Below are 13,914 nucleotides of genomic sequence, written 5' to 3' on the forward strand. Positions count from 1 at the left end.
CTGCCGGTCGACAGGCCGGTGAAATCCGTCAAGGAGGCACGATGGTTGCGCTCTCCAATGTCCGGTTCAGCAAGCGCAACGATGATGTGCGGTCCACCCAAGATGCCCTGATCGCGGCGGGGTTCAGCATTCCGCAGGGTGCCACCGGAGTCTTCGACGACCAGACCAGGGCCGCGTACGCCGCCTGGCAGCGCACACTCGGTTTCACGGACAAGCAAGCCGACGGATTCCCCGGGTGCGCCTCCCTGACGAAGCTCGGTCACCAGGCGGGATTCGAGGTGGCCTGCCGGCATCCGGGGGCGATCGCCACGGACGTGGTCCGCTTCGTGAAGAACACCAACGTCCCCAAGAACGAGGCCACGGCACAGGGATTTGCGGTGACGGCCTGCGAAATGACCGGTGCACCGCCGACCTGGGTGACCGGGGTGAAGAACCGCGCGAATCTTCTGACCCTGATGTTCCGGGAGTCGTCCTTCAATGCGAACGCGGTGAACACGGCCGACGTCAATGCGAAGGGCCCGGTCCAGGTGGATGGCGCGCGGTTCAACTGCTCTCGCGGGTATGCCCAGGTGACCGCCGAGACCTTCGCGGAGAACCACCAGGAAGGGACCTCCGAGCACATCTACGATCCCGTGGCGAACATCTCGGCGGCGATCAACTACATCTGGCGCAGATACGGCGACATCTCACGCGTGCAGCAGGCGAATCCGAACCTGCCGCCCCATCCCTATTGAGGTTCCCTCTCTATTGAGGCCCCACCAGCGAGATCCTCAAGCGCGACCTCGTCATCCCCGACCCCGTTGTAGGCCGCGAGCCAGCCGGCGGCGAAGCGGTCGCCGTGGGTGAAGACCGCTGCTCCCCGTCGGCCCGTCGAGGGGTCGTCGGGGGCTGCGGGCGGGTACTCCAGGCGGGCCGACTGGCCGTCCGCCGCGTACCGGACGGTCGTCGCGCCGTCCCACAGGCAGATCACCGCACCGTGCGGTGCCTCGACGCGCACGGAGCCGGGGTGCGAGGTGAATGCGGCGCCGGTGGCCCGCACTTTCAGCAGTGCCTGGTAGCGCTCCGGTGCGAGCGCGCTGTCGCGCGGTGGGGTGGTGCCCGTCCAGTCCGGGGCGCCGACGCCCCGGTCCCGCGCCGCACGCCACATGCGCGGGACGAGCCGAGTGGCGAGCTGCGGCGTGGCCATCCGCCCGCACATCCACAGCAGTCGACCGGCGCCGCGACCGGGCCCGAGGGCGCGCCAGCGGATGCGCTCGGCGAGGTCCGCGGCCACGACGGCCGCCCAGGGGTGGACGGTGCCCAGCTCGCCCTGGGCTCCCAGCCAGGCCAGGTAGCGCTGGGCCTCGTCCAGGATGCCGGTCAGGCTGTCGGTCGGGATGCCGAGCACGTATCCGCCGCGTGCGCCGAACAGCTGCGGGCTCCTGGCGACCAACAGCAGCACCGCGTGGGCCAGTTCGCCCGGCAGCAGGCCCTCGTCCTTGTCCGGCAGCCCCCGGTCGTGCTCCAGCCGCTCCGCGCGGCCCTGATGGTGCAGCACCCGCCGCAGCGTGGCGCGCGCCCGGTCGCTGAAGGCCGCTTCCGCCAGTTCGGGGAGCTGGATGCTCAGCAGCTCGGTCAGGAGAGCCTCGGCGTGGTCGGGGTCCTCGGGCACCCGCACCCCGCGCACGGCTTCGGACAGCTCGTGCGCGAGCTCGGCGTCGACCATGAAGCGGCTGGTCAGCATGCCCGGTTCGGTGGCCTCCAGGAACTCCGCGCCCTGGGGGCCGGGAGCGATGCGCAGGAACCCCGCCTCCGCCAGCTGAAGCGCCGCGTCATGGAGCGGTTCGACGCTGTCGTGCCCCTGGTGGAAGGCGAACGTGTCGGTCCACCAGTCCTCGGCCTCCTTCATCGAGCCCACGCGGCCCTGCACCACTTCGGCGAGGAGGTGGTTGGGCAGCCGGTCGCCGATGCGGGAGCGCACGGTGTAGCCGGCGGTCAGCCGGGCCTGCCACTCCGGGCGTTCCGTCTCGTCCGCCAGCAGGAAGGCCCAGCCCTCCCGTTCTCCCGCGCCGACCCGCCCGGCGCGGCCGAACATCTGCTGCACCATGGACACTTCGATCCGGTTCCGGCCCAGCCGGACGTCGCGCACGACGACGGCGCGGGCGGGGAGGTTCACTCCGGCGGCCACGGTGGAGGTCGCGACCAGGACGTCGATCTCGCGGGCCCGGAAGGCGCGTTCGGCCTCGCGTTTGAACGGCCAGTCGCGGTAGTGCAGCCCCACGCCGGCGCTGGTGCACAGCCGCTCGACGCGTTCCGTGTCGTCCGCGTCGACGCCCCGCGTCGGCACGCCCCGGTCCGCGGCGAGGGCGAGTGCCGTCGCACGCACCCCGCGCTTGCTGCTGCAGAAGACGAGCACGCTGCCGTCCTCGTCGGTGAAGGACCGGGCCAACTGCACGGCCGCGTCCGTGCGGGCGGTGACGGCCTGCGTGGATCGTTCGCCGTCGCGCGGCGCGGGGAGCATGGGGATCTGCCAGGTCAGCCGGGTGGGCCGCCACGAGGTGCGGATCAGCCGGGCCCCCAGCCATGCGGCGACCTGGTCGGCGTTGGCCACGGTCGCCGAGAGCCCGACGATGCGGGTCTGGGCGCTGTCCTCGCGCACCCTCGTCAGGACGGCCTCCAGCACGGCGCCCCGCCCCGGGTCGCCGAGCAGGTGGATCTCGTCGACGACCAGAGCGCCGACCTCGGCGAGGGCGCCGCCCAGCGATCCGTTCCGGCAGATCGCCTCGAACTTCTCGGTGGTGGCGACCCAGATGTCGGCCTCGCGGATGAGCTGGGTGTCGACGGCGTACTCGCCCGTGAGCCGGACGACCTCCAGCCCGTGCCGTCGCCAGTTCTCCAGTTCGCGGTCGAGTTCGTCGGTCAGCGACCGCTGGGGCACGAGCCAGGCCGCCTTGCGGCCGCGGGCGTGCGCCCGCAGTGCGGCGACCATGCCGATCGGCGTCTTGCCCGCTCCGGTCGGGGCGACGACGATCAGGTGGTCGTCGCTGTCCATCACCGCCGGAACGGCGTCGGTCTGGGCGGGGTTGAAGGTGGGGTACGGCAGCAGGCCGGCCCATTCCTCGGGAACGAGGTCGGTCACCGGTATGTACGGGACGTCGCCGGCGGCCGGCAGGTCCTCCAGGGCGTCCCACTGGGCCGCGAACGCATCCCGGGCCGCATGGGCCCCGGGGCCCGCGACGGGCGCGGGCGGCATCGGGGATCCCTTGGCGGAGAACGTGCGGACCGGGTGGGCCACCAGCCCCGTGGCGGCGCCGAGCTCGGATACGGTGCCGACCTGTTCGCCCTCCATCCAGTGCCGGGCGCTGCGGAACGGTATGCCGTGGGCTGCCAGGTGCGCGCGCAGGTCGTCGAAGGCGGGGCCCTCGGGGAGGATGACGCGGACGTCGTCGGCCGCCGAGACCGCCTGGTCGGGCGGTCGCCAGGCCGGGTCGGTCACCTTGCACCACCACAGGCGGCGCTGCTCGCTCTCCCTCGGCACCGGGAGGTCCGCGGGCCAGGCCGGTCCTGTGGAAGCGGCGATGACCCTGAAGGGGGTGAGGGGGGTGAGGGTGACACCGGGTTCCACGGGACAGGGGCCGAGGAGCGCCTCCTCGACGCTGGCGACGAGCTCCGGTCCGGTCACCTTGAGCCGCGGGGCCGCGGTCTTCTTCGCCGTGGGCCGCGGCCACAGCTTGTCGTAGGTCTTCACGCCGAGGTCGGCGAGCGTGTACGCCGCGGGGCAGACCGGGCAGACGACGGCCACGTAGCGGTAGACCCGCCCGCCCGACTCGTACGGCCTGCGGAGCGCGTACATACGCCCGTCGCACTCCGGACAGGTGCGGGGCACCTCCTCCTCGTAGCTCCACCCCGGTTCGGTGAAGCGGTCGATGAGCCCGGTGCCCTGCAGTGCGACGCCCCAGCGTTCCTGCACCACTTCCACGACCGTCTGGCCGAACTCGGCCGTCTCCACCACGAGTTTCCCCCCTTGCCTTGCCGGCCCGGCCGGCCGCGTGTGTCAGTCGACGATGATGCCCGGGTGGCAATGGTCATGATTCCATCCGGGCTGGATCGCGTATCCGCAGTAGCAGAGCCCGGACCGGGCGGGCTTGCCCTCGGAGCGACGGCGCAGTGCCACCGCGAGCGGCTGCCGAGCGAGCCACGCCCCGGCGTCCTCGCCCTCCCAGCGGCCCAGTGCTTCGGGGGAGGCGGCCAGCCCGTCCACCAGCGTCGCGAAGATGTCGTCGGCCTGCCGGAGGAGGAAGCGCAGCACATTGCCGCAGTACCGCGGCTCCATGTCGTCGAGGCGGTGGCGGCGGTCCTGGGCGTCCTGCCAGACCTCGTCCTGGTTGAGGAGGGTCACGTAGTGCTCCTCCATGGTCCAGGACCGGGGTCTCCCGTCGGCCTGGCAGGTCTGCTGGTTCCGTACGGCCTCGTATGACGTGCGTGCCTTGCGCAGCAGTTCCTCGAACCGGGCAGGGCGTTCCGCCGCGAGCCGCTGATATACGTCCCTGGCCTCCCCGGTGACGGCCAGGGCTTCCTCCTTGTGCCCGCTGCGCGAGAGGTAGGAGCCGAGGGTGGAAAGGACTCCGGCCAACTCCGGTTCATGGGCGGTGGGGTTGACGGCGGCCAGCTTCCGGTGGATCCCGGCGGCCTCCCTCAAAGCGGACAGCGCGTCCTCGCGACAGCGGGCGCCCCACAGATAGACCCCCAGATTGCCCAGGGACACCGCCAGGTCGGACTCGTCCACGGCCATGGAGCGGGTGAGGTCGGACAGGTGCGCCGCGGGCTCGGCGGCCACCAGCCGTCGGATGGTCTCGACGGCCCGCTCCGCGGCGGTGCGGGCGTCCGTCCAGCGACGCAGTCGAAAGGAGGCGACGGCCGCATTGGACAGGGCCACTGCCAGGCCCGGTTCGTAAACCGCGGGATCTTCCACCGCCAGCCGGTGGAAGATCCCCGCGGCCTGCTGGGCGGCAGCCAGGGCCTCCTGCTGTTTTCGCGTCTCCGTCATGATGTCACCGAGTTGGACGAGGGAGAGCGCCAGGCCCGGTTCATGGGTTTCGGGGTCGGCGGCGGCCAGTCGCCTGAAGATGGCAACCGCTTCCTCGGCCGCCCGGCAGCTCGCGTCGGTGAGGTCCAGTTGGGCGGCACATCCGCTCAACTGGACCAGTGCTGCGGCAAGTTCGGCTTCGTGCGCGGCAGGTTCGGCGACCGCCGACTGCCGGAAGATGTCGACCGCCCGTTCGGTGGCCGCCATGGCCTCCTCGCGGTGTCCCGCCCGGGCCATCCGGAACCCGAGGTTCTGGTGCAGCCGGGCGTGTTGGGCGGGGTCGTCCGTGGCGGCGAGCCGATGGCGGGTGAGGCGTTGGGTGAAGGCCGCGATCCCGGCGTCGAGGTCCACCTGGCCGCGCCCGGGAATGTGCGCGTCGATCGCCTCCAACACGGCGGTATCGAGGTCGCAGGCGGCGAGCGCGCTCAGCGCGGCGGCGCCCGCGGCGAGGGCGAGGGCCGGGTCGGCGCGCAGCACGGCTTCGAGGTGCCGGACCGCGTGCGGCCAGCGGTGCGGCGCCGCCGCCGAGGCCAGGAAGGTCAGCACGCGCGCGGTGTGCCCGGGCGGCGCGCCCTGCCCGTCGCGGGCGACGAGCGTGCGGGTGGTGTCCGCCGCCCAGGGCGCGGCGGGATAGCCGGTGGCGTCGTGCCCGGGGAGGCTCAGGGCGAGGAAGTCCTCGGCGAGCCGGTCGGGATAGAGCGGCTCCAGGACGGCGCCGGACTCCGCTGCCGGATAGCACGTGGTGTGGTCGGCCAGCAGCCGTCCGGGATGCTCCAGGCCGAGACTGCTCAGCAGTGCGGTGCCGTTCGCGTACGTGGTGGCTCCGGTGAGGGCTGCGGTGAAGACCACATGGCCCATGGCACCGGGCGGTGTCGTGTAGTCCAGGCCCTCCAGGCGGTTCTCGTAGAGCTGGGTCCAGTGCCGGCGTTCGCGGTCGAGCAGGTACGCGGACAGGCCCGCCATGTCCTGCGGGGGCCGGCTGCCCCGGGTGTGGGCGTCGACCGCCACCAGAGCGGCCATGTGCAGCGCCAGGACGAGCCCGAAGTCCGGCCGGTGCAGATAGCCGGGCGGTTCGATGACGGACGGGTCGGCGAGTCCGTAGCGGGCCGCGAAGCAGTCCCGGGCGACGAGGAACATGGCCCGCCGCACGCCGAGTTCACCGCCCCGGTCGTCGAGCGGGGGCAGCGCCAGGTCTTCCGTGGCTGCCTCCGCCTCCTCAAGGGCGGCCCGCACGGCGGGCCAGGGGGCGACCGACCGGCCCAGGAGCAACACCCGGGTCGGCAGCGGACGGTGGAGCAGCTGGTTGCTCAGCAGCCAGGTCAGGTGGGAGAGCGGCCAGCGGTCGGCGTAGTCGACGACCAGTAGCAGCCCGGCGGCACCGTCGAGGCGCAGGTCCTGGCTTCCCGGGCTCGGTCGGATCGTCCCGGAGCCATGGGTGGCCGTGACGACCTTCCAGCCCGCCGCGGCGCTGTCGGCGGCGAACCGGGCCGCCAGCCGGGTCTTGCCCTGCCCGCCGGGGCCGTGCAGCCAGGTGGCCGCGAGGCGCGGGCCGTCGCCGTCCCGCCATGCGGCCAGTCCGGCCCGCTCCCGGTCGCGGCCGGTGAAGTCCACGACCTGGAAACGGGCGTTGAGCAGGCGGCTGGGCTGGGCGGTCAGCCACGCGGCGTCCCGACCCGCGGGGCCGGCGGGCTGACCGTACTCGGAGAGCAGGTAGACCGGCCCCCGGTCGGGAAAGACGTGCAGATCGGCACCGATGACGCCGTACCCGAAACCGTTCTCGACGCGGACGACTTGCCCGGGCCCGGAATCCATGCGGCTCAATGCGCCTCTCCGCTGCCGTCCCTCCGTCCAGGTGCCGTCTGGTGCACGATGACGTTGCCACCCTGGACCGCGAAGACCTGACCACCGTCCTTCGCGACGTTGTTCTGGACCCATGCCCGCTGGTCCTCGGGCAGGCGGTCCCGGATCTCGCCGATCAGCTCCTGAAGGTCACCGGCGGCGTCCGGGTACTCGTCCAGCAGCGACTCCAGCTCCAGCAGCCACACGGGAAGCAGGCTCTGGCGCACCCGCTCGGTGTCGCCGGCCCGCTCGATCAGCGCCACGTGATTGTCCAGTTGGGCCTCGATGGCCGACTGCTGGTCCTGCCCGCGACGGCGGAACAGCCTCGCGATCCCGCCACGCGCAACCGCCCAGGAGTCCGTGGCCATGGCCCCGACCACGGTGGTTCCCCCGGCCAGAATCAGTTCCTCCAGCATCATGTCCCCCTCGCCCTGCGATCCCATGATCGCTTCCGTGAAAGGACATTATCCATCGGCCCTGGCGACCAGCCATGGCGCCGCCGGTGAGACGACCGCGCCTGCACCGCCCACGCCTGACTGAGGAACTGAATGCGGACGTGGCTGGCGAAGGAGGTGGTCACGTGCTGCCAGTCGGTGGAGACGGCTTCTCCTTGATGCGCTGCACGCGGTCCTGCTCGTCGACGCCCCATGGCCAGGTGGGGCTTCTTCGTCGGTGAAGTTCAACCTGGCTGGAACGCCAGTCGGTAGTGCGAACCGTGCACGTTCTCAGTGCAGTTGATGACGTGGCACCGCGTGTTCAGCCGAACAGCCTTGAGCCGAGCGGGTGTTGTCGGTCGAAGCCGGCGAGGATCAGGAATGTCGCGCTGGCGGTTGTGGTGGTGAATTGCAGCAGTGCGTCGGAGATGTCCATGTGGGTGAGGGTGGCGGTGAAGGTCCGCAGGTCGTTCTGGAAGCTGATGAAGAGCAGGCCGGGGGCGGGCTCGTCGGTGCTGTAGGAGCGGCGGAGCATGAGGCCGGTGCCGACCACGGCGGGGTTCGCCCTGCGCACATGGGCGTCCGCGGGGACGAGGTAGCGTCCGTCCGGTGTCTTGGCGCCGAGTTCGGGGCTGGTGGCGACGGTGCCGCCGGAGAGGGGGACGCCGGTGGCGCGGCGCCGCCCGAAGACCGCTTCCTGCCGGGCTACGGGCAGGGCGGCGAACCGCGGCAGGTCGAGTTCCATGCGCCGCAGTACAGCGAGGGTGCCGCCGGCGACCGCGGGGGGCCCGGCCAGCCACAGGTCGCGTTGTTGTTCGGCGGTCGTGTGCGGGCCCACGATGCCGTCGATGAAACCGAGCGGGTTCCGCGGCGCGGTGAGGCCGTTGCCGACCGGCACGTTCGTACCGCGGCGTGCGGACTGCCGCCAGCGTTCGTGGATGCGGTCACCGGCCTGGTCCAGGAGCGCGGCGGCGGCGACCGGCAGGAGCAGCGGGTCGCTGGCGCAGACCTGTATCAGCAGGTCCCCGCCGCGTGCCGGTGGGGCGATCCGTTCGCGGGAGAATTGCGGGAGGTCGGCCGCGCCGGGCAGTGCGGCGCCGGCCGTGCGCACCAGCCGGGGGCCCACGCCGACGGTGACGGTGAGGTCGCCCGGCGGCAGGCCCAGCAGTCGAGGGTCGGTCCCCGTGGTGAGTGTGCGGATGGCCTGGCCGAGTTCGGCCAGTAGCGGACCGGCGGCCGCGGGGGTGGCGAGGTCGGCGACCACGGCGAGCAGGTTGGGCTGGGCCGGCTGCGGGAGCGTGATGCCTGCCTGGTGCCGGCCCGTCGCCGGAACCGGCATGGGTGTGGCCGCCGCGCAAGGGGCGTGCCGGCCCGGCTGGGCGGAGTCCGAGGTGCACCCGGCGGTCAGACCGGCGGCCACCATGGCGCCGGTGACATCGAGGAACGTGCGGCGTGACGGGTGCTGATCGGCACGGTGCATGGTGTGCAGAGTGCCACACCCGAATCGTGCGTGTCGGTCAACCTCCTTATTCTGGCGGGGAATTGGCCGTCGTGCCAGACTGGGATCATGCCTCGATTAGGTCTTCGCGTGGTGGCCGCGGTGCTGGGCACGCTGACGCTCGTGGTCGGCTGCGGCGGCGACGGTGGATCGGGCAGCGGCCGGCGTCCGGCCGGCGCGCAGGTGACGATCCGCGTGCCGGCCGATGCCCCGACGATCTCGGCTGCGGTGTCGTTGGCCCGGCCCGGTGACCTGGTGCTGGTCGCTCCGGGCGTGTACCACGAGTCGGTGAAGATCGGCACGGCTCGCATCACCCTGCGCGGCGCGTCCCGGGACAAGGTCGTCATCGACGGGCGGTTGCAGCAGCCGAACGGTGTCGTCGTCGCGGCGCCCGGGGTGGCCGTGCAGAACCTGACCGTGCAGAACAACACGCAGAACGGGGTGCTGGTCACCGGTTCGGCGAAGGCGGCCGGCGGGCTGCCGGGGCATTCCGGCGGCTACGACACCGGCGATGAGCCCGTCACCTTCCTGAAGTCGTTCCTGGTCTCGCATGTGACCGCGACCCGCAACGGCCTGTACGGCATCTACGCGTTCTCCGCGCAGAACGGTGTCATCGAGCATTCGTACGCGTCGGGCGGGGCCGACTCGGGGATCTATGTCGGGCAGTGCAAGCCGTGTCACATCGTGGTGCGGGACAACGTCGCCGAACTCAACGCGGTCGGCTACGAAGGCACCAACGCCAGTGGCGACATGTACGTGGTCGGCAACCGCCTTGTCGGTAACCGGGTCGGCCTGACCACCGACTCCGACCACCAGGAGAAGCTGCTCCCGCAGCGGGGCGCCGTCATCGCGGGCAATCTGATCGCCGCCAACCAGCAGAAGGCCACCCCGGAGCAGGCCGACGGCGGGTGGGGCACCGGCGTCGGCATCGACGGCGGCAGCGACAACCAGTTCATCCGCAACCGCATCGCCGACAACAGCAACGCCGGGCTGGTGATCACCGCAACCGCCGACATGGCTCCGGTCGGCAACCAGATCGTGGACAACACCTTCACCGGCAACGGCGTCGACGTCGGCTGGACGTTCCCCACCGCCACCCGGGGACGGGACAACTGTCTGCGCGGCAACGCCCTGCGGACCACCGTGCCGGCCGGGCTCGCGGCAGCCGCGTCCTGCCCGCTCCCGGCCAAGTCGCCCTCGCCGGCCGGCAGGTGGGCGATGCCGACGGCACCCGGTGGCATCCCGTTCACCGAGGTCGCGGCACCTGGTCCACAGCCGCAGTTCCCCCACGCCGCCACTACGGGCGCCACCGCTGTCCCGGCCGTTCCGGCCCTACCGGACACGGCAGGCATCCCGCTGCCGTCGGTGTCCCTGCTCGCCGCGCACGCACGGGTGGGGACCTCCTGAACAGCGGCTACCGCGTCGGGGCGGCTCCGGGCACCGCCTTGACCGGAACGTACTTCTGGGTGTCGAAATCGATGACCACCGGCTGCGACGCGGACCCCACGTCGACACGGACCCGGTACATGGTGCCGTCCGAGCCGACCCAGTAGCGCACGCTGCCCCCGGTACCGGAGCGGTCACGGGAGGACGGCCCGGTCATGACGTCCACCCGATGCCCGTCCACCTCGTCCCGTCCCCGCCAGGCGGCGCCGTTCTGCGGCAGCAGTTCGGCGTTGTCCGGCCGGTCGCTGCCGAGCCGGAGCGCGATGGCCAACGCACTGTCCAGCGAACTGCCGGACGACTGCAGCGGACGGCCGTACCAGCCCGAGCGGGGCGGCGACGCGGGGGCGTGCGCGGGGGCGTGCGCCGTCGGGTGGACGAACACCGAGGTAGCCGTCCACTCGATCAACCCGTCGCTGGAGGTGTCGCGCCCGGTGCCGTGCACCACGCCGTAACCGGCTTTGCCCCGGTAGTCGACGGACCCGGTGACGATCAGCCCGCCGGCGGTGCCCGGCACGGTGATCGTCACCGCGCGGCCGTGCGCCTCGTAGTTGCGGAACCGGGTGATCGCCAGCCGGTTCGCCTCGTCCGAGGTCAGTGCGCGCGGACCGCTGGCGCCGGAGCCGCCGCCGGCGACCAGGAACGCGGCCGCCGCGACGGCCGCCGCGACGATGACGGCGGCCGCCCAGCGCGGCCGCAGCCATCGGCGCCGGTCAGCCGCACGGCGCGGTGGAGCCTGCCGGATTCTCGCGCTCCGCACGCGGCTCGACGCTGACACTCTTCTGATTTCCCCTCTCCCTCACCCCACTGGTCGGCCGGCGTGCGGTTGCGGCGACACTCGGCAGTCCGGTGGCGGACGGCGCCGGGGCCGGCCCTCGTGGACCGGCCGAGACGTGATCTGCCCGCCCGCGCCCTCCGGATCGCGGGCGGGCAGATCACTGTTGTTCGGTTCGTTTCAGTGCTTCTGGGCGCGACGCTGCCGGCTCAGGAACGCGATGACCAGGCCCGCCCCCACCAGCAGACCGGCGAGGCCCATCATCTTCGGCAGCCCCGACGTACCGGTGTGCGCCAGCGAACCCGTGCCGCCGGCCGGGGCCGGGCTGGCGGGCGACGCGGGTGACGGCGGCGTGGAGGCCGGTGGCGAGGTCGGTGTCGGGGTCGGTGTTGGGGTCGGGGTCGGTGTTGGTGTTGGGGTTGCCTTCGGGATGTACACCCCGGCATCGATCGTGTGATCGACGCCGCCCGGCTTGTCCGGCGCCGTGACCGGTGCGTAGCCGTTGCACAACCGACCGGTGGTCGGCGGCGTCACATTGGAGTCATGCGCACGGTTGGCACCGGCTCGCGGGAGCGTGAACCGCAGCTCACTCGCCGCGGGCCGGCCGGGCACCTTGCCGGTGTCCGCGGTACACACGTCGAACTGCACCGTGTATGTCGCGCCCGGCGTGAGCTGGTACGCGGCGCCGACACCGCCGAAGTAGTACTCGCCGGCGGCATCGGTCCTGGTCGTGGCGACCCGCTTGCCGCCCGCGTCCAGCAGGTTGATCGTCGCCCCAGGCAGCAGCACCTCCGCCGGGTCCTGGATCCCGTTGTGGTCCCCGTCGAACCACACGAGGTTGCCGATCTGGATCGGCGCGTTCGCCGCCGCGTACGCGATGTCACCGAGCCCACCGGCCTTGCCGAACCCGTTCTGTTCCTGACCGATGAACTGGTACGCGTTGGCGGTCGGAGCGTTGCCCGGGCCCTGACCGGTGGTGATGTCGTAGTAACCGGTCCCGGCGGTTTCGATGTTGACGGTCGGGTCGAACTCCGTGCTGACGACCCACTGTTGCTGCGGAATGTAGGCCACCGACCCCAGCGCGGTCTCCTGGTGCCCGCCGGCGAAGAAGTCGCCCGGGAAGTATTCGACGACACCGTTGCCCTGGCCGCCGTCGGTGGCGCGGTTGGCGTGGTTGGGGCAGTTTCCGGTGCCTTCCCACGCGTATCCGCCGCTGGGGCCGGCGCAGGCCATGGTGATGTCACCACCGGACATGCCGAGTTCCGGCGTGTTGTTCAGCGGGCGAGGGTCCAGCCCCTTCGCGCTGAGGACGTCCATGAACCGGTCGCGGAAACCCAGGATCATCGAACCGTCGCGGGCGAAGGCGAGGGAGGCGAACTCCGGCTGCGGATCGATGAAGGCGCCGCCCACCTTCCGTTCGTCCCACGTGGCCAGGGTGGTGTTCCACGGGTTCCAGTGGGTGGCCTGGGCGACGTCGCCGGCACCGGTGAAGACGGTGCCGCGCCTGTCGGTGAGCGGGTGGGTCAGCACCGTCGTGAACCGCTTGCCGTCGTAGGTGTAGACGACGGCTTTCAGATCCGCGCGCTGTTGCGTGCTCTCCGCGGTGCACACGCCGCCGACGTACAGCGTGTTGTCGTGGGTGGCGAGGCCGAACGGCCGCCAGTCGCCGGGACTCGCGCACCCCGGGTCCGGGATCCGCACCGTCGCCTCGGGCGCCGAGGCGGTGGCTCCTGTTGCGTCGAAGCTCACCAGGCTGCGGGTGCGCAGGTTCACCGCGTACAGCGTGCCGCCGTCCTCCGACAGGGCCAGGCCACCGACGCTCTCCTTGCCCGGTGCGTCGGTGAACCCGGGATCCTTGATCATGTTGCCGGTGTCGTGCGGCGTCACCGCAGCGCCCGGCACCTGCGCGAACAGCTTGGGCGCGCCCCCGCCGTTGACCGGCACCGTATAGATCGCGCCACCGCCCTTCGGTCCGTACGGGGCGTACCGGCGGGCGAACGCGCTCTGGAACAGCCGGCTCCGGTACTTGTCGTACGCCAACCCGAACGTCGTGCCCACCTGGGCCTGCGTGGCCAGCGTGGTCGGGCACGACACACCGGTGGGACAGGTGCCTCGGGTCTTCGTCCCGAACGCCACCAGTGCCCGGGTGTCGGATCCGCTGGCGCCGTTCTGTACCGGAACGAAATACCGCGAGTCCGGCAGCGCGTAGTCGGCCGGATCCCACACCCCCGTCACCACCGAGGCGTTCTTTCCGCCCGACACGTCCACGAACGACGTGAAGCTGTCGAAGTGGTTCCCCACTGTCGACGCGGGCGCCGCCCGCAGATAGTCGCTGTACGGTGCCGGGACGCTGACATCGACGCGGTAACGGCCGCCGTTCAGCACCTTCGACCGCGACACCACGACCTTTCCGGTGGCATCCGTGACGCCGGTGACATGGTGCCCGGCGGGGTCGGAGATCTCCACCTTCATGCCCCGCTGCGGCACGTCCATCGTCGTGTTGATCACGCCGGTGCCGAAGAAGTCGCGCAGCACCTCAACCGTCAGCGTGCCGTCGGTGGTTGAAGCGACGGCGGGTCCGGCCGTCGCTCCCACGGCGCCGCCCGCCAACAACAGAACAGATAACCCCACGCGCGCCAGCGGCTCCACGAGCCCGCGGGCCGAGCGGCGCGAGTCTCTGCCGACTCGGTTCATGGCATCACACTCCCCACACTTCTCTCGTCATGCCTCTTGTCATGTTCCTTGTCGTGTCTCTTGTCATGAAAACGCAGCCCCTCGTCTCGCCGCACGCCCACTTCACGGGCCCCGAACGGGGACGCCGGTCGCGAACATCGCGGAAAAGAAAAAGGGCCCACTGCTG

8 protein-coding genes are annotated in these 13,914 nt (G+C 71.6%); 2 read left to right on the top strand and 6 right to left on the bottom strand.

Annotated elements, in window-relative coordinates; genetic code table 11:
• Positions 1 to 41: 41 nt before the first annotated feature.
• Positions 42 to 734 carry a transglycosylase SLT domain-containing protein gene (locus JNO44_RS41090; RefSeq protein ID WP_205369033.1) on the top strand — a complete coding sequence of 231 codons (693 nt, stop codon included), beginning with the start codon at positions 42 to 44 and terminating at the stop codon, positions 732 to 734.
• Here JNO44_RS41090 and JNO44_RS41095 read toward each other — a convergent pair.
• From JNO44_RS41095 to JNO44_RS41110, 4 genes are all read right to left on the bottom strand, one after another.
• On the bottom strand, positions 728 to 3,991 hold the full coding sequence (locus JNO44_RS41095; protein ID WP_338058603.1) for a DEAD/DEAH box helicase: 3,264 nt from the start codon (positions 3,989 to 3,991) through the stop codon (positions 728 to 730). The genes JNO44_RS41090 and JNO44_RS41095 overlap by 7 nt on opposite strands.
• A 42-nt stretch (positions 3,992 to 4,033) precedes the next feature.
• A complete protein-coding gene (locus JNO44_RS41100) occupies positions 4,034 to 6,877 on the bottom strand; it encodes a tetratricopeptide repeat protein (protein WP_205369034.1) in 2,844 nt (947 codons plus the stop codon).
• Positions 6,878 to 6,882: 5 nt separating this feature from the next.
• Positions 6,883 to 7,347, bottom strand: coding sequence for a hypothetical protein (locus JNO44_RS41105; RefSeq protein ID WP_205369035.1), 465 nt, complete (start codon positions 7,345 to 7,347; stop codon positions 6,883 to 6,885).
• A 313-nt stretch (positions 7,348 to 7,660) separates the two neighbouring features.
• The gene (locus tag JNO44_RS41110) at positions 7,661 to 8,818 is read right to left on the bottom strand and encodes a Dyp-type peroxidase (RefSeq protein WP_205369036.1); all 1,158 of its coding nucleotides are present in this window, start codon (positions 8,816 to 8,818) and stop codon (positions 7,661 to 7,663) included.
• Between the two features lie 87 nt (positions 8,819 to 8,905).
• Here JNO44_RS41110 and JNO44_RS41115 point away from each other — a divergent pair, with 87 nt between their 5' ends.
• Positions 8,906 to 10,243 carry a right-handed parallel beta-helix repeat-containing protein gene (locus tag JNO44_RS41115; RefSeq protein WP_205369037.1) on the top strand — a complete coding sequence of 446 codons (1,338 nt, stop codon included), beginning with the start codon at positions 8,906 to 8,908 and terminating at the stop codon, positions 10,241 to 10,243.
• 7 nt (positions 10,244 to 10,250) lie between these two features.
• On the opposite strand, the gene JNO44_RS41120 is transcribed toward JNO44_RS41115, so the two are convergent.
• Both JNO44_RS41120 and JNO44_RS41125 read right to left on the bottom strand, forming a co-directional pair.
• A complete protein-coding gene (locus JNO44_RS41120) occupies positions 10,251 to 10,952 on the bottom strand; it encodes a hypothetical protein (RefSeq protein WP_235096159.1) in 702 nt (233 codons plus the stop codon).
• A 282-nt stretch (positions 10,953 to 11,234) separates the two neighbouring features.
• Entirely contained in the window at positions 11,235 to 13,748 is a 2,514-nt protein-coding gene (locus JNO44_RS41125) for an SdrD B-like domain-containing protein (RefSeq protein WP_205369038.1), read from the bottom strand.
• Positions 13,749 to 13,914: the final 166 nt, after the last annotated feature.

The organism is Streptomyces noursei, from assembly GCF_016917755.1.
In the GTDB taxonomy this organism is placed as follows: domain Bacteria; phylum Actinomycetota; class Actinomycetes; order Streptomycetales; family Streptomycetaceae; genus Streptomyces; species Streptomyces yunnanensis.